Raw genomic sequence first — 14,122 nt, forward strand, 5'->3', positions numbered from 1 at the left:
CGCCCGGACCTGAACTCAGTTCGGCGGCCGATAGGCCTCCGGCGGCAGGTCGCGGAAGAAGGTCTCGCCGGGGGCCTGCCCCGGCGCCGGCTTCGGTGCGATCCCACTGCCGCTCCCCTCGGTGATGTAGCGCTGGCCGCCCGGCTCCGTCAGCACCGGTGCGGGGGTCTGGGGGGTCGGCGGCACGATGTAGCGCTTCTGATCCGGCGCCCCGGCGCTCGGGGACGGTGCCGGCGGCGCGACGGGCGGCGCCGCGGGTGGTGCGACGGGCGACGCCACGGGCACCTGCGGCGGTGACGCGGCCGGCGTCCGCACCGGCGGAACCTCGTCTCGGCGTGCCTCGGCCGCGGGCGGCCGGCTCGGGCGGCGGACGGCGGCCCGCGGCGCGACCCGACGCGGCGGGACACGCGCGACAACCGGCGGGGGGCGGATGCCGGGCAGGGCGATCCTGAGGCCCTCCACCGCCCGCACGAGGTCGCCGAGGCTGGCCTCGGCGGTGCGGCACAGCCGGATCCGCAGGGAGATCGCGCGGCGCGCGAGCGGCTCCGCCTGGAACAGAGCGGGCGGCTGCCCGCCGGCGGACGCGACGCCGCGTCCGCCCTCGATCCACTGCCACGCGTAGAGGCAGTCGGCGCCGAGCGCGATGCCCACCGGGCCGTAGGCGTTCCGCAGCGGCGGCCGCACCGTCATCGCCTGCCCGGGAAACCGGACGGCGATCTCCCCCGCGATCCCGAACTCGCTGGGCTTGGCCAGCCGCGGCGGGAAGGCGAGGAGCAGGTCGGCGGTCTCCCGGCGCAGGGCGATCTCGGCGTGGTTGCGACCGTCGCCGCCGGCATAGCGCAGCCGCTGGTCGAACCCGTCGCGCTCGCGCGTCTCGATCACCGCGGTCAGCGTCCCGGCGCCGGGCAGGGTCAGGACCGGGACCGTCTGCGCCCGCGCGACGGCGGGCAGCAGGAGACACGCCAGGGCGCAGAGCCGGGCCGTACGGATCGCCGCGCGCCTCACGGGGTGGTCCGCTCGGTCGTGGCGGAGGTGTCGTAGGCCGAGCGCGCGGGCAGCTGGAACCGCTTCGCCTCGGAATTCTCGGGTCGCCCGCGCTCGGCCTGCTGGTCCTGCCACAGGGTCCCGGCGGCGGGCGGCGACAGGAATTCGGGCTTGTCGACGCCGCGATAGTCCGGGAGCAGGGCGTAGCCGAACCGCTCATAAGGCATCGGGCCCGCGCCGGGCACGCGCCGGGCCACCAGGGGCGGCGCCGGGGTCGCGGGCTCGCGGGCGTAGGTCCCCGCGGGAACGGGTTCGGCCAGGACCCGCACGAGCCCCGGCGGCGGGTAGCGGAGCGCGTTCTCCATGGAGACCGCCAGGGGAAACTCGTTGCGCTGTACGGCGAGGGGCTTGGCGTCCGCGCCGGCCGGCGGCAGGTCCGGCCGCGGCACCCGGTTGATCGGCGGCGTCTCGACCCGCGCCGCGGGCGCGGCGTGCCGCCCGGGTGCGGGCCCGGCGGCGGCGGGCACGGGGTCGCAGGGCAGCGGCGACCCGCCGGCATTCTCGCGGAACAGCAGGTCGACCACCTTCGCGAAGAGGCCGTCGTAGCGGTTCACGACCTCGAGGTACGGACGCTGCCGCTTCAGACGCTGCAGCGTGAGGGCGTAGCCGAAGACGGTCCCCTCGCTCGGCATCCAGGCGACGGCCCGCTGGAACCACTCCAGCGCCGTGTCGAACTGGCAGGAATTGTAGGCGTACCACGCCAGCCCCTGGGCGCCTTCGCCCGAGGTGGAGGCCGTCACGACCTGGGCGTAGCGGGCGATGCGCGCGGGCTCGATCGCGGGCGGGCGGGGCAGCGTCAGCTTCTGCTCCAGGATGTCGATGTAGAGCAGCTCGTTGCCCACGAACTTGTCGCGCCACGCGTAGGCGACCTCCTCGGCCTCGCGCGCCATGTCGAGCTGGCGCAGGGTCAGGGCGAGCCCGTGGGCGACCATCGCGTCGCCGCCCCGGGCGATCGCCTGCTTGAACCATTCGAGCGCCTCCCGGAACTGGCGGCGCTTGTAGGCGTACCAGCCGAGGAGGCTCGTCTGGGTGGGATCGCCGCTCTTGCGGGCGACGGCCTGGAAGGCCGCGAGATCGGCGGGGGTCGGGGTCTCGGCGCTCTCCTCGTGCAGGAAGGCCGCGATCCGGGCACGGGTGATGTCGAGGCGGATCGCGTCGAATTCCGAGGCCCCGTTCGCGCCCCGGTGCCCCATCTCGATCAGGCGCTCCGCCTGCGCCATGCGCAGATGCGCCATCGCCTTCTGGATGGTGGCGAGGCGCACGCCGGAATCGGCGTTGCCGTCGAGGATCGACTTGTAGAGCTCGAAGGCCTCGTCGCCCGAGCCGGTATCGCCCAGGGCGTCGGCGACCATCCAGATGCTTTGGACGTCGAGCGGATCGAGGGCGCCGGAATCGGCGCGGTAGAGGTCGATGATCGCGTCGGCGTCCTTGCCGGTGAGCGCCGTGATCCGGGACCGGAACTCGGCCCGGCGGAGCTTGCGCGCGAGCTCCTCGGAGGGCTGCCACGCGGGGTCGATCGACCTGCGCGCGACGATCGCCGCGCGGAGGTCGTCGAACCGCCCCGCGGTGAAGAGGTCCCACAGGGGCGCCTCTTCGGGCGGGCTCGGCTGCAGCGCGTTGAGGTCCGGCGGCTCGTTCCAGCCGGGATAGAGCCGCTTCAGGCGGGCGATCTCGGCCTTCATCCGAGTCGTCTGCTTCTGGGCCGCGTAGTAGCGCAGCGCGCTCTCGTCGACCATGTCGGTCGTGCGCGACGTGGCCGGGTCGGCCAGGATCGCCGGCGCGCGCGGGCCGTCGCCGTAGACGATGCGGGGCTCGGACCGTGTCGGCGCGGCGGGAGACTGCGGCGCGGGACCGGGTCGCGCGTCGACCTGCGCGGCGGCCGGCGCGGTGGACAGCGCCAGCATCAGGAGGCAGGGCGCGGCCGGTCGCAGGCGTGCCGGCGGACGACCGGTCAGGACTTCAGGCATGACGGGTAACGCATGCGGGCCGCGGTCAGGGCGAGGAGGCTCAGAGTGGCCGGGTAGTAGTTCTGGTTGCCGATGTCGCCGCGCGCATCCTCGGGGAAGGGCGTCCCGTCGAGGGCGCAGGCCACCAGGGCCGGGAGCCCCATGTAGCCGGCCTCGGTGAGCCACTCGACCTTCCGCCCGTCGCCGGTGTCGACGATCGGCAGCCGTTCCCGATCGGCGCCCGACCACAGGGCCTGGAACGGCGCGAGGTCGTCGGGCCGCACCAGTCCCGCCCAGACGAGGTAGAGCGGGATCCGGATGGCGTTGTAGGAGAACAGCGGCGGGAAGCCGGTCGCTGGACGCGGCGCCTCCTTGGCGGAGATCCACTCGGTGGGCAGGTTGCTCGGACCGAAGCGCGACTGCCGCAGCAGGGCGAGGCCGCTGCGCGTCAGGGCCGCCCAGTCGTATTCCGGCGCGACGAGGGCGAGGCGCGGGAAGGCGGGGAAGATCCAGTAGGAGAGGTTGATCAGCGGACCGTCCGGGCGCTCCCGCGCCGAGAAGCCCGAGACCGCCGGCAGCAGCAGCGCCCCGTGCGGGTCCCGGAACAGGATGGTCTTGCGCCCGAACTCGATGGCGATCCGGCGCGCGGCGGTCCGGTAGCTCGGCTCGTTCCAGGCCTCGGCCGCCTCGGTGAGCGCCCAGGCGATCAGGATGTCGCCGTCGGTGGCGTTGTTCATGTCGCTGACCGCCGGACGCTTGTCGGGTGACCAGCGCCACGCCAGCAACTCGTCGCCGCGGACCATCAAATTGGCCCGGGTCCAGCCCCAGATCCGCTCGAAGCTGACCCGATCACCGGCCGCCACGGCGAGCAGCATGCCGTAGCCCTGGCCCTCGCTGTGGCTGATCTGACCGTTCGCGGTGTCGACCACGCGCCCCTGGTCGGTGATGAACCGCGCGCGGTAGGCCCGCCACGCGGCGTCGTTGCCGAGCTTGCCGGCGAGCCCCTGAATCGCGGTCCGGGGCGCCTGCGCGGGCTGCGTGCCCGGCTGCGCGGTACTCGGAGGCACGGCGGGCTCGTCCTGGGGCGAGGCGGCCGCCGCGGGCAGGATCGCCGCGGCGAGGAAAGCTGCGGCGAGGGGGGTGCGGGCGCGGCGACTCATGGATTCTTCCTGCCGACGTTGCGCACGAGGCTCGTGGTGGCCAGGCCGAGGCAGAGAGCCATCGCGAGGGTCATGCCCACGTAGTATTCCGTGTTGATCGACAGCCAAGCCGCGGACACGAGGCGCAGGTTCGGCAGAGATCGCGGCTGCGTCTCGACGATCTCGATCCGCTCGGGCCGGGACGTCACCAGCGTGCCGTTCGACGCGTCGAGGAAGGCGGCGCTGCCGCCGAGCCTCGCCCAGACCACCGGGTCGACGAGGCAGGAGACGGACGCCTTCAGCAGCGACGCGTTCGGCGCGGTCACGATCACGGTGTTGCTCGCCTGGACCGGGGGTCCCTCGGCGATGAGCAGCGAGGCCGTGGCCGGAACCTCGACCGTCTCGTCCGGCTTCACCTGCGCCGTGATCGTCTGGCGCAGGGAGTGCACCGTGCCGGTGATCTCGTTCCAGACGCTGTCCAGGGCCGCCCAGATCTGGCGCGAGCCGCGTGTCGACGCCTCCCAGCGGTCGATGAGCTCACGGTCCGACGCGGAGCCCGGCGAGGGGGCCGGGGCCTTGGTCGGGGAGGGCCCGGCGCTCGTCTCGCCCTGGGACGGCGGCGCCTGCTGGGCCGGGGCGGGCTGCGCCGGGCGCACCTGCGGGATCAGGGTCGGCAGGGCGCAACGCATCGGGAGGTTGCGGCGCAGCCGATCGAGGGTGAGCACGCCCTCGGGACCGAACTGGCCCGGGGTGGCGACCATGTCGGCGCGGCCTTCCCAGACCCGCTGGACCTGCTGCGGATCGAAACCGACCGATTCCAGGAGCGCCGGGTCGAGGGCGCGGGCGGGCGCGACCACGAGCTGGCTCGTGTCGGACACGACCTGCTGCTGAGTCACGACCTCGAAATCGATGACGCGCTCGGCCGCCATCGCCAGTCGGGCGGCGAGGGTCGCGGCGGCGTCGGCGCTGTCGCGGTCGGGCGTCGGCAGCACGAGGCGCGCGCGCTGCCCCGGGACGACGAACGGTACGGCGCCCCCCTTGATCGCCGCGAGGTCGGGGCTGCGCGCCGCCCGGGCGAAATGCGGGATCTCGATCCGCGAGCGGTCGAGGAACAGGAAGCGCGCCTGCTTGGCCGCCGGGCTGAGGGTGTCACAGACCTGGTCGGCGGCGTTCGGCAGCTGCGCCGAGATCTCGACGTGGTTCACCCCCGGGCGCCAGAGGCTGAAGGGCAGGGGAATCGCGCTGTCGTCGAACACCTCACCGCGCCCGTCGGGCAGCGGGACGCTGGCCGCGTTGCGCCCGTTGATGTCGATGACGATGCGGGCCTCCGAGGAGAGCCCGGCCACGTAGGCCCCGGCCAGGTGGAGCATCACCTTGCCGTAATCGGCCGGGACGAAATCCCCGGGAAAGCGGAGGGCGAAGCCGACATGGAGCAGGCGCCCCGAGAACTCGCGGGACGTCACGCCGAGGCGGTCGAGCGTCAGATTCTCGCCGCCGTGCACCATGTAGCCGCGGAACAGCTGGACCGCCTTGAGCCCGCCCGGCGTCCCGTTGTCGGGTGGGACGGCGAGGTTGGTGATGGCCTGACGGACGTCCTCGTCGCGGGTTCCGGTGACGACCAGGGTCGGCGGTGTGTTCGGCCGCGCCGGCAGGATGGCGAGGCGGGGCCCGCTGATCGGCCCGAGTTCGGGAACGCCTTCGATGCCGGCGATCTCGGAGGCTGTACCGACGACGAGGTTGATGCCGTTTCGGCCCTGCAGTGGAGGGCCGAAGGTCACCGTCGGACGGGCGACCCGTCCCACGAGGGCGAGGGCCTGCACTGCCTCGATCATGCGCTCCAGGCGAGCGAGGTTCGGGCGCTCGTTCAGGATGACCTGGATCGGCAGGGCGCCGCTCTCGTCCGGCTCCGCGGCGGCGAGAGACCGGACGTCCATGTCGGTCGCCGGCGGGACCACGAGGCCGGATCGCGACGGATCGATCTGCGTCCACAATTCGTAGGTCGCCCCGACCGAGCAGTCGACGCGATGGCGCTGGCTGGCGGTGAAGGTGACGGCGTTGTAGCCGGGCTTCAGCACGCCGTCGCCGATGGCGAACTCCACCACCTTCACGGCACCGGGCGCCTGGATGCGGGTCCAGCCGACCTTCGTCCCGTTGACGAAGGCAGCGAGTTCGGAACTCTCCGGCGCCACCGAGATCGCCGACAGGTAGGAGAGGCGCAGCCGTGCCGGTCCCCGCGTCTGCGCCTCGGTGAGGTAGACGGGGTAGCGTAGGGAATCCTCTTCCCCGGTCAGGCGGAAGCCGCGCGGGCCGGACGGAAGCCGGCGCGCCGGCGCGATGGTCGCCTGGATCGCCGCGCGCGGCACCGTCTGAGGCGCGGCGGTCCGGGGCGGCTCGTACGGGCGCGCGGTCGGCCGCGTCTCCGTCGCCGACGCGTCCGGCCGGCGCGCGGGGCCCGACCCGTCCTCGGACGGCGCGCGCAGGGCGTTGCCGCTCGGCGGGACCGTCAGCCGTTCCGCCGGCCCCGAGCCCAGGAAGCTCTGGGCCAGGGCAGGAACGCTCGTGAGACCGAGCAGCAGTCCCAGCACGGGGAGGCGGAGCCGAGCACCCATCGCCGTCACGCCGCGCTCGTGCGCCGGCCGCGAAGCTCGGCCAGGGTGCGCTCGTTCTCGTAATCCATCATCAGGCGGACCCAGTCGTCCCCGCTCTCGATGTCGGTGGGTTTGGCGGTCGCGGGCAGCGACGGCGCCGCAACGGGGGCCGCCGGTGCCGGGACGGACGGCACCGGAGCCGGCGCCGGTGCCGCGGCGGCGTCGTGCGGTGCGTCGTAGATCGGCGCCTCCTCGATCTCGACGGGCCTGGGGCGTCGGCTCGCGAGAAGATAGCGGAGCGCGCGGAACGGCTCGACCAGGCCCCACCACGCGAATTGCAGCGTGCCGGTCGGAATGTCCTTGTGCCGCCGCCGCCGGAGCTGGAAGCGCCGCATCGCCTCAGCGTCCCCGTACATGAGTCCCGCGAGCGCCGGGTAGTCGCGGATGGCCAGCGTGCCGAAGTTCACCCGCATGACGAGTTCCTGTCCGTCGCGCGTCGCTTGGTCCAGGTGCACCGGCAGCGGCGCGGTCCGGCGCGCGCCGGCCGTCGGCTCGACGCTGAGCGTCCCCCGCAGCGGCGGGCGCGTGAGCCCCGGATCGAGGGCGCCGCCGAGGAGGCGCAGGGTGCAGGCTTCGGCGGAGACGCGCTCGATCGAGACGTCGACGCTGTGGCCGGCGACCGTGAGGACGCCCTGGCGATCGATCGCCAGGGAGGGCGTGCGCTCGAGCTGGCGCCGCTCGGCGCAGACCCCGAGGGACGCGCCCGCGGTGAGCAGGTTGAAGAAGTTCCACAGCCCGACCACCAGCATGAGGTTGGTCACGCCGGGCTCGTACAGGTAGCGCCACGCCGCGACGGCGCAGCCGAGCATCAGGAGCAGGTAGATCAGGAAGAACGGAAGGGCGAGCGACGAGATGTGGTCGTGGTCGAGGGTCGCCCCCTTGTTGGTGACGTTGAAGGTCGGCTTGCGGGGCGACGCGATGACAGAGACGATTGCCTTGGCCAGGTAGACGCCCTGGATGTACTCGTAGAGTTCCGACACGAACGGCCATCGGAACTTGCCGTAGATGTAGTTCTGGATCATCAAGTTGATGATGATGTAGGTCAGCGTGTAGGCGATCGACTCGTCCACGCTGGCCACGAAGATCTTCAGGTCGAAGAAGATGTGCAGCAGCGGCGCGAACATGAAGATCAGCCGCGGGATCGGGAAGAACCAGAAGGTCATGCTGGAGAGATAGGCGATCTTCTGGATGGGCTTGAGGCCCTTCTGGAAGGCCGGGTTCTTCAGCAGCAGGATTTGGAACATCCCCTGGCACCAGCGGGAGCGCTGGCCGATGAAGTCCGCCAGTGTGTCGGGCTGCAGGCCGGCGATCAGCGGCTTGTCGACGTAGGCGCTGTTCCAGTTGCGCGAGTGCAGCTCGAAGGCGGTCTCGCAATCCTCCGTGATGGTGATGCCCGAGAAGCCGCCGGCCTCGTCGAGGGCGGTGCGGCGCAGAAGGGCCGCCGAGCCGCAGAAGAACGAGCCGTTCCACTTGTCGAGGCCGCGCTGCGTGACCGCGTAGAACATCTCGTTCTCCGAGGGCATGCGCTCGAAGGTCCGCAGATTGCGCTCGACCGGGTCGGGGTTGAGGAACGCGTGTGGCGTCTGCACGAGGAACAGGCGCGGATCCTGCGCGAAATAGCCGACGGTCTCGGTCAGGAACGAGCGGAACGGGACGTGGTCGGCGTCCAGCACCGCCACGAGGTCCCCCCGGGCATGGGCGAGACCGTTGTTGAGGTTGCCCGCCTTCGCGTGCTCGTTCCGGGCGCGGGTGAGGTAGCGGGCGCCGAGCTCGTCGCAGAGCGCCTGCAGCTCGCCCCGACGGGCGCGCGCCGCCGCGGCCTTGGCCGGGTCGGCATCGCTGCACTTCTGGTCGGTACCGCCGTCGTCGAGCAACCACACCGTGAGCTTCTCGGGCGGGTAGTTCAGCTGTCGCGCCGCCGCCAGGGTCATGGCGAGGATCGCGGCATCCTCGTTGTAGCTCGGGACGAACACGTCGACCGTGGGCAGGTCGGCGGCCGGGGCAGCCGGCGGTGGGTCGCGCCGCAGCGGGTCCGCGTTGATGATCAGGCTGACGAACAGGATGAAGACGCAGTAGAGCTCGGCCACCAGCAGGATCAGGCCGAAGCCGAAGCTGACCGGGTCGCCCGGCGAGGGCAGCGTGTTGGTGAGCCGCCACAGGATGTAGCGCAGCACCACGAGGCTGCCGAGCGCCATGAAGACGAACCGCGTGCGCGGCCCGTCGAGCACGGCCCACAGCACGATCATCACCGCCATGGCGGCGAGGCTCATGGCGAGCTGGGCCTGCGTCCCGACCGGCTGGCTGAGCAGGGCGAGGCTGGCGACTGTCGCCCCAACCCAGGCCAGCCAACGCAACGCCTGCCTCACGCTACAGCCTCCCGGGCCAAAAATCCCTCGGATCGAGGTGCAACGGCTCTACCGCCGGGTTTGTACAGCGACGATGGTCAATGAACAAACCCATTCGTAATATCCAGCCCACTCCACTTCGCCGGAAATTACAGTTAACTTAGGAATGCAAGCAACCCAGATGATGCCCGGCGCGGCGAAGTCGATCGGGCTGCGAGAGCGGGATCGGGACGCGCCGTTGCGCCGAATACATTAATATTCCGTTCTAAAGCTTCGCTATAACCGGCTTCGGTGCGGGGCAGGCGACGCAGAGCGCCACGGATAGTCGGAACGACCCGCCCGGCGGACCGCGCCCGCGTCGGGGGGCACGGCCGGGTTGCGCCGCGGGCCTTAATCGACCCTTAACGAAAATCGCGCCTCGCTCGGCACCGACCCCCGGGCGTACGGATGACCGCGAAGCCGCTGCAGATCTCCCTCGGATTGCTCAACGCTCTGCAGGTGGCGATCGCCGCGGCGGCGGGGTTCGCGGCCGCCGTCCTGATCGTCGTCCCGGCCGCGCGGCCCGGACCCGCGGCGTCCCCGCAGGAGATGGTCGGTTCGGCCTCGCGCGCCTACGTCGCCGCCCTCGCGGCGCGGCTGCGGCAGACCGTGGTCGACGCGCGCAGCGCCGCCCTGATGCTCCGCGACGACGAGGGCCTGCTCTCCGCCGACCAGCGCGCCGCGCGCCTGCGCGGGTGGCTCGACCTCAACCCGGTCTACCGGGACGCCGTCCTCGTCGCGCCCGACGGTACCGTGCTGGCGGCCCGGGACGAGCGCCGCGTCGGCAGCAGCGTCGCGCGGCAGACGTGGTTCCTGCGCGGCCGCGCGGCCGGGGTCATCGTGGTCAGCGACGGGGCGGAGGCCGACTCGCCGTTCGGGACCGCCGTGGCGCTGGGCGAGCGCGGTCAGGACGGCCTGCTGCGCCTCGACGCCGACCCGAGCTATCTCACCAAGGTCGAGGAGGAGGTGCGGCGCGCCGCGGCGCTGCCCGACACCCTCGGCTTCCTCGTCGCCACCCCGGACAGCCGGGTCCTGTCGGGGGCCCCGAGCCCGTTCCGGACGACGGCCGTCTCGGCCACGACGCCGATGCGTCTCGCGGCCGAGATCGGCTCGCCGGGATGGCTGGTGACGGCGCAGGCCGTGCCCTCCGGCGCGGCGCTCGCCGCGTCACCGGACTGGCGGATGCTGGGCGTCGGGCTCGCCCTGATCCTCTGTGCGGCGGCGCTCGGCTTCGTCGCGGGAGAGCGGCTGACGCGACCGCTGCGCCGCCTCCTGAGGGGTGAGAGCGAGACCGCCGGCGAGACCGAAGCGCCCCGCACTTGGATCGGCGAGTTCGCGGCGCTCTCGGACGTCTTCGCGGGGCATCGCCGCAGTGCCGGGCTGCAGATGGCCGGCGCCGGGTCCGAGGTCGCGCGCCTCAAGGCGCGGCTGACAACCTTCGAGGCGGTCTCCGGCTGGGCCTGCTGCGAGATCGATCCGGATACCGGCCGGACCCTGCTGGATTCGCGGAGCGCGGCCGGCGACGACGGGGCCCCCGTCGCCGCCCCGTTCGCCGCCTGCTTCGTCGCCGAGGACCGGCCCGTGCTCGACCGGGCGCGCGACGCCGCCCTCGCGGCCGACGGCCCGCACGACGTGACTCTGCACCTCCGCGACTGGCCGGAGCAGCAGGTCCAGGTAAGGCTGCTGTGCCTCGCCGATGCCAGGGGCGACCGGCGGCTCTTCGCCCTGATGCGGAAGCTGCCGGGCGGCGAGGGGGCGACCCTGCCGCGGCCCGTCGAGCCGCGTCGCAACCTCGTCCTGCGGCGGGTGACCGACGGCATCGTCCACGAGTTCAACGACGTTTTGACCGTCGTCCTGACGAATCTCACGCTGCTGGCGCGGCGCCACACCCTCGGGGACGACCAGGAACGGCTGGTCGGGCGGGCGACGGCCGGCGCGCGCCGGGGCGCGGCGCTCACCCGCCGGATGCTGCACCTCGTGCGCGGCGACGAGACCGGCATCACCCTCGCCGAGACCGACCTCGCCACCACCTTCGAGGGCTACCTGCCGTTCCTGGCCGCGAACGCCCTCGGCGAGATGCCGGTCCTCAACCGCATCCCCGCCGGGTTGCCGCCCGTCCTGTGCAGCGAGCGCGTGCTGGAGCTGCTGCTCCTCAACCTGGCCTTCCATATTCGAGACGCCGGCCTCGCCGGCTTCGCCATCGCGGCCGTCGAGGGCACCCCCGAGGACATGGGCGCCGCGGCGGAAGTTGCGGCCTACGTGCGCGTGCTCGTCAGCAGCGGTCGCCGACCCGAGGCCGCGCCGCTGCCGACGGCAGCAGGCCCGACCCTCGCGGCAGCCGCGGCGCTCGTGACCGAGACCGGCGGCCACTGGCGCCTGATCCGCGACGGCACCGGCGCCGAGCCGTTCCTGGCCGAGTTCTGGCTGCCCGCCGCGCCCCCGGCCGTCGCCACGCTCCCTCCGATCCGCGCGGCGGGGCTGAAGATCCTGCTCGTGGAGAGCGACGGCCTCGTGCGGGCCAGCGTCGCAGAGGTGCTCGCCGATCTCGGCCACGCGGTGGTCCAGGCCGCCTCCGGGGCGCACGCCCTCGAGATCCTCGCCCGCGACGCCGCCTTCGACGCGATGATCGTCGATCAATCGATGCCGGTGATGGCGGGCCTCCAGCTCGCCGCCACCGTGGTCGAGCGGTACCCGCAGATTCGGGTCATCCTCGCCAGCCCACACGGCCAGCTGCCGCGCTCCGCCGACACCTTCCTGCGGATCGACAAGCCTTTCCGCAACGAGGACCTGCAGGTCGTCCTCGACGCCGCGGTCCGCGCGCGCGCGGCCTGATCGCCGCGCGTCCCGCCCGACGCAGCGACCGCGTGGTTCTCGCGCTCGCTCTCCGCGCAGACGCCCTGATCGAAACTCAGTCCTTCCAAAAGTGAATGTTAACTATTGTCGACGAGTGTTGGTTAAAGCGTAAATCGTACCTTAACGGAGCTTTCGAATATGGGCGGGACTGCGGAATCAGCTGCCCGACGTCCTCGCACTCCGTACACGACCGTTCTGGCCCTCTCGTGCGCCTGCGCGGCGGCCTCCGCCACGCAGGCCGCCGCCGCCGACCTCCCGGCGCGCAGCGCCGGCGCCGACTGGTACACGGGCGCCTCGCAGCAGGCGGTCGACGACAGCTGGGCCGTCGCGGTCGACGGATCCACCAGCGTCACGTCGAACAGCTCGGCCTTCGGCTCCGTGACGGTGACCGCCGCGCCGAACGGCTCACCCACCCGGGACGGCCTGCGGGTCCGCGTGGACGCCATCGGTGGCACCTACTCGTATCCCGGCCGGTCCGTCGCGACGCGGGTCACCGGCTACCAGCAGGAAGGCGCCCTGCAGGCGGGTTACGAGTGGGTCTGGAAGGACGCGGCCCTCGCAGGATTCATCGGCTTCAACGTCCGCAGCAACCAGCTGTCGATTCCCGATCCGGGCAACCCGGTCGTCGGTACGGGCGTCGGGCTGAAGGTCGCGGGCAATTTCTACGCGACGCCGACCGACCGGACCATGGTCTCGGCCTACGGCTCGTACTCGACGAAGTTCAACGCCTACTACTCGCGCCTGCGCGTCGGCTACATGCTCGCCGACGGCGTCTATATCGGACCCGAGGCGTTGTTCCTCGGCGACGACTTCTTCCGCCAGTACCGGATCGGCGCCCACCTGACCGGCGTCCGCTTCGGACCCGTCCAGATGTCGGTGGCCGCCGGCTACGTCCGGGATCGGGTGCAGGGCTCCGGGTACTATTCCAGCATCGAGGCGCGCTCGACCTTCTAGGGTACGGCGCGGGCTGTCCAACCGGACCCGCGGCCCGCGGCGGAGCCCGGGCGGACCGGAGACGCTAGCGGGACGTCGTCAGCAGCCGGCCGGGCCGCAGCGGGTCCCAGACGCCTTCGAAGACGGGCTGCATCGCGTCGTTGAGCGACTGCACCTGGGACACCGGCGACGGGGCCACTTTTGGCTGAATGCCGACGACGGTGGCCGACACGCCGAGGAGACCGATCAGGCAGAGGCCGGCGATCGCCCAGCGCGGCGCACCCCAGGTGTGGAGCACGCCGGCCAGCGTGACGAAGATGGCAAATAGGCCGATAAACTGATGCATTAGACACCTCTCAGCGGTGTCTAGAGCGAGAATAGAGCCAATGACTCTGTTCCATAACGGAACACAAGTTACCAACAGCGTGGATACTGGAGGCTCATTCCCGGACTCGGGCGTGGACCCTCGCAGGTCGCCGACACCCTCTGTGCCGCAAGGATCGGCCAGGCAGCGCCGATGGGCTTCCGACGGGCGTGGCGGCTGCGTGCGGCATGTGCCTGAACCCGCTCGGGTCGCTTCCGACCGATGTGCGATGGTTCGATTAGGACGGCGGTTCCCGGTCGAGAACCGGCGCCATCCCCCTCTCGCGCGGGAGAGGGGGCCCGCGCCTCCCGCGGCACGGGCTCGGCCCTGGCCTCCGTGCCGACTTAATCGCGCACGGCGCTCGCGGCCCCGCGATCCAGTCGACGTGAAGCCGACGGCGGCACGCGGCGATCCGTGTCAGAGACGGCTGACGAGGAAACCGAGACCGAAGCCGACGAGACCGGCCACGATCAGGGAGGCGTGCGGCCACTCGACGGATTTCTGATGACCTTCCCAGGCGACGTGGCGGCTCCGGTCGTAGGCCTCGGCGGCGTGGTCCGAGACCTCGTCGGCCGCGTGCCGCACGGCGTCCTTGGCTTGGCCGTAGAGATTCTCGGCGGTGCCCTGCGCCTCCCGGAGACGCCCCTCGAGCGCGTGACGGTCCGAGTCGACGGCGTCGCCGACCGCGCCCTGCACCTTCCCGCCGAACGCGCGCGCGGCGCCCGTGACCCTGTCCGTGTCGACCATGACCATGTTCTCCGAATGTGTCGCGGCAAGGTGCCGAAGTCGCGGCGGTCGGACCCCGATCCCT

The 14,122-nt window shown here is 72.2% G+C and carries 9 protein-coding genes; 2 read left to right on the top strand and 7 right to left on the bottom strand.

Translation table 11 applies throughout. The features are described 5' to 3' along the window. Window positions 1-15: 15 nt before the first annotated feature. The 5 genes from bcsN to bcsA are packed head-to-tail and all read right to left on the bottom strand — an operon-like array spanning window position 16 to window position 9,143. Window positions 16-1,005 (bottom strand): cellulose biosynthesis protein BcsN, encoded by a 990-nt coding sequence (gene bcsN / locus H288_RS0105755; protein WP_081636444.1) that lies wholly within the window; start codon window positions 1,003-1,005, stop codon window positions 16-18. Continuing rightward, entirely contained in the window at window positions 1,002-3,011 is a 2,010-nt protein-coding gene (locus H288_RS0105760) for a hypothetical protein (RefSeq protein ID WP_026604702.1), read from the bottom strand. Before H288_RS0105760 ends, bcsN begins: the two co-directional genes overlap by 4 nt. Beyond that, on the bottom strand, window positions 2,996-4,150 hold the full coding sequence (locus tag H288_RS33795) for a glycosyl hydrolase family 8 (protein WP_020091639.1): 1,155 nt from the start codon (window positions 4,148-4,150) through the stop codon (window positions 2,996-2,998). Before H288_RS33795 ends, H288_RS0105760 begins: the two co-directional genes overlap by 16 nt. After that, the gene (locus H288_RS0105770) at window positions 4,147-6,738 is read right to left on the bottom strand and encodes a cellulose biosynthesis cyclic di-GMP-binding regulatory protein BcsB (protein ID WP_043712205.1); all 2,592 of its coding nucleotides are present in this window, start codon (window positions 6,736-6,738) and stop codon (window positions 4,147-4,149) included. The genes H288_RS33795 and H288_RS0105770 overlap by 4 nt, the downstream gene beginning before the upstream one ends. A 5-nt stretch (window positions 6,739-6,743) precedes the next feature. Next, window positions 6,744-9,143, bottom strand: a complete 2,400-nt coding sequence (bcsA, locus tag H288_RS0105775; RefSeq protein ID WP_026604703.1) for a UDP-forming cellulose synthase catalytic subunit — start codon at window positions 9,141-9,143, stop codon at window positions 6,744-6,746. Between the two features lie 426 nt (window positions 9,144-9,569). Between bcsA and H288_RS0105780 the strand changes: the two genes are divergently transcribed. Then, window positions 9,570-11,993: a response regulator gene (locus tag H288_RS0105780; RefSeq protein WP_020091642.1), complete on the top strand. Its 2,424-nt coding sequence runs from the start codon at window positions 9,570-9,572 to the stop codon at window positions 11,991-11,993. Between the two features lie 159 nt (window positions 11,994-12,152). Then, complete coding sequence (gene bcsS, locus H288_RS0105785) at window positions 12,153-12,968, top strand: cellulose biosynthesis protein BcsS (RefSeq protein WP_020091643.1); 816 nt, start codon at window positions 12,153-12,155, stop codon at window positions 12,966-12,968. 64 nt (window positions 12,969-13,032) lie between these two features. On the opposite strand, the gene H288_RS0105790 is transcribed toward bcsS, so the two are convergent. After that, entirely contained in the window at window positions 13,033-13,293 is a 261-nt protein-coding gene (locus H288_RS0105790; protein WP_020091644.1) for a hypothetical protein, read from the bottom strand. Window positions 13,294-13,728: 435 nt separating this feature from the next. Beyond that, the gene (locus tag H288_RS0105795) at window positions 13,729-14,058 is read right to left on the bottom strand and encodes a CsbD family protein (RefSeq protein WP_026604704.1); all 330 of its coding nucleotides are present in this window, start codon (window positions 14,056-14,058) and stop codon (window positions 13,729-13,731) included. Window positions 14,059-14,122 lie beyond the last annotated feature (64 nt).

It is taken from the genome of Methylobacterium sp. 285MFTsu5.1, assembly GCF_000383455.1.
Lineage (GTDB): Bacteria > Pseudomonadota > Alphaproteobacteria > Rhizobiales > Beijerinckiaceae > Methylobacterium.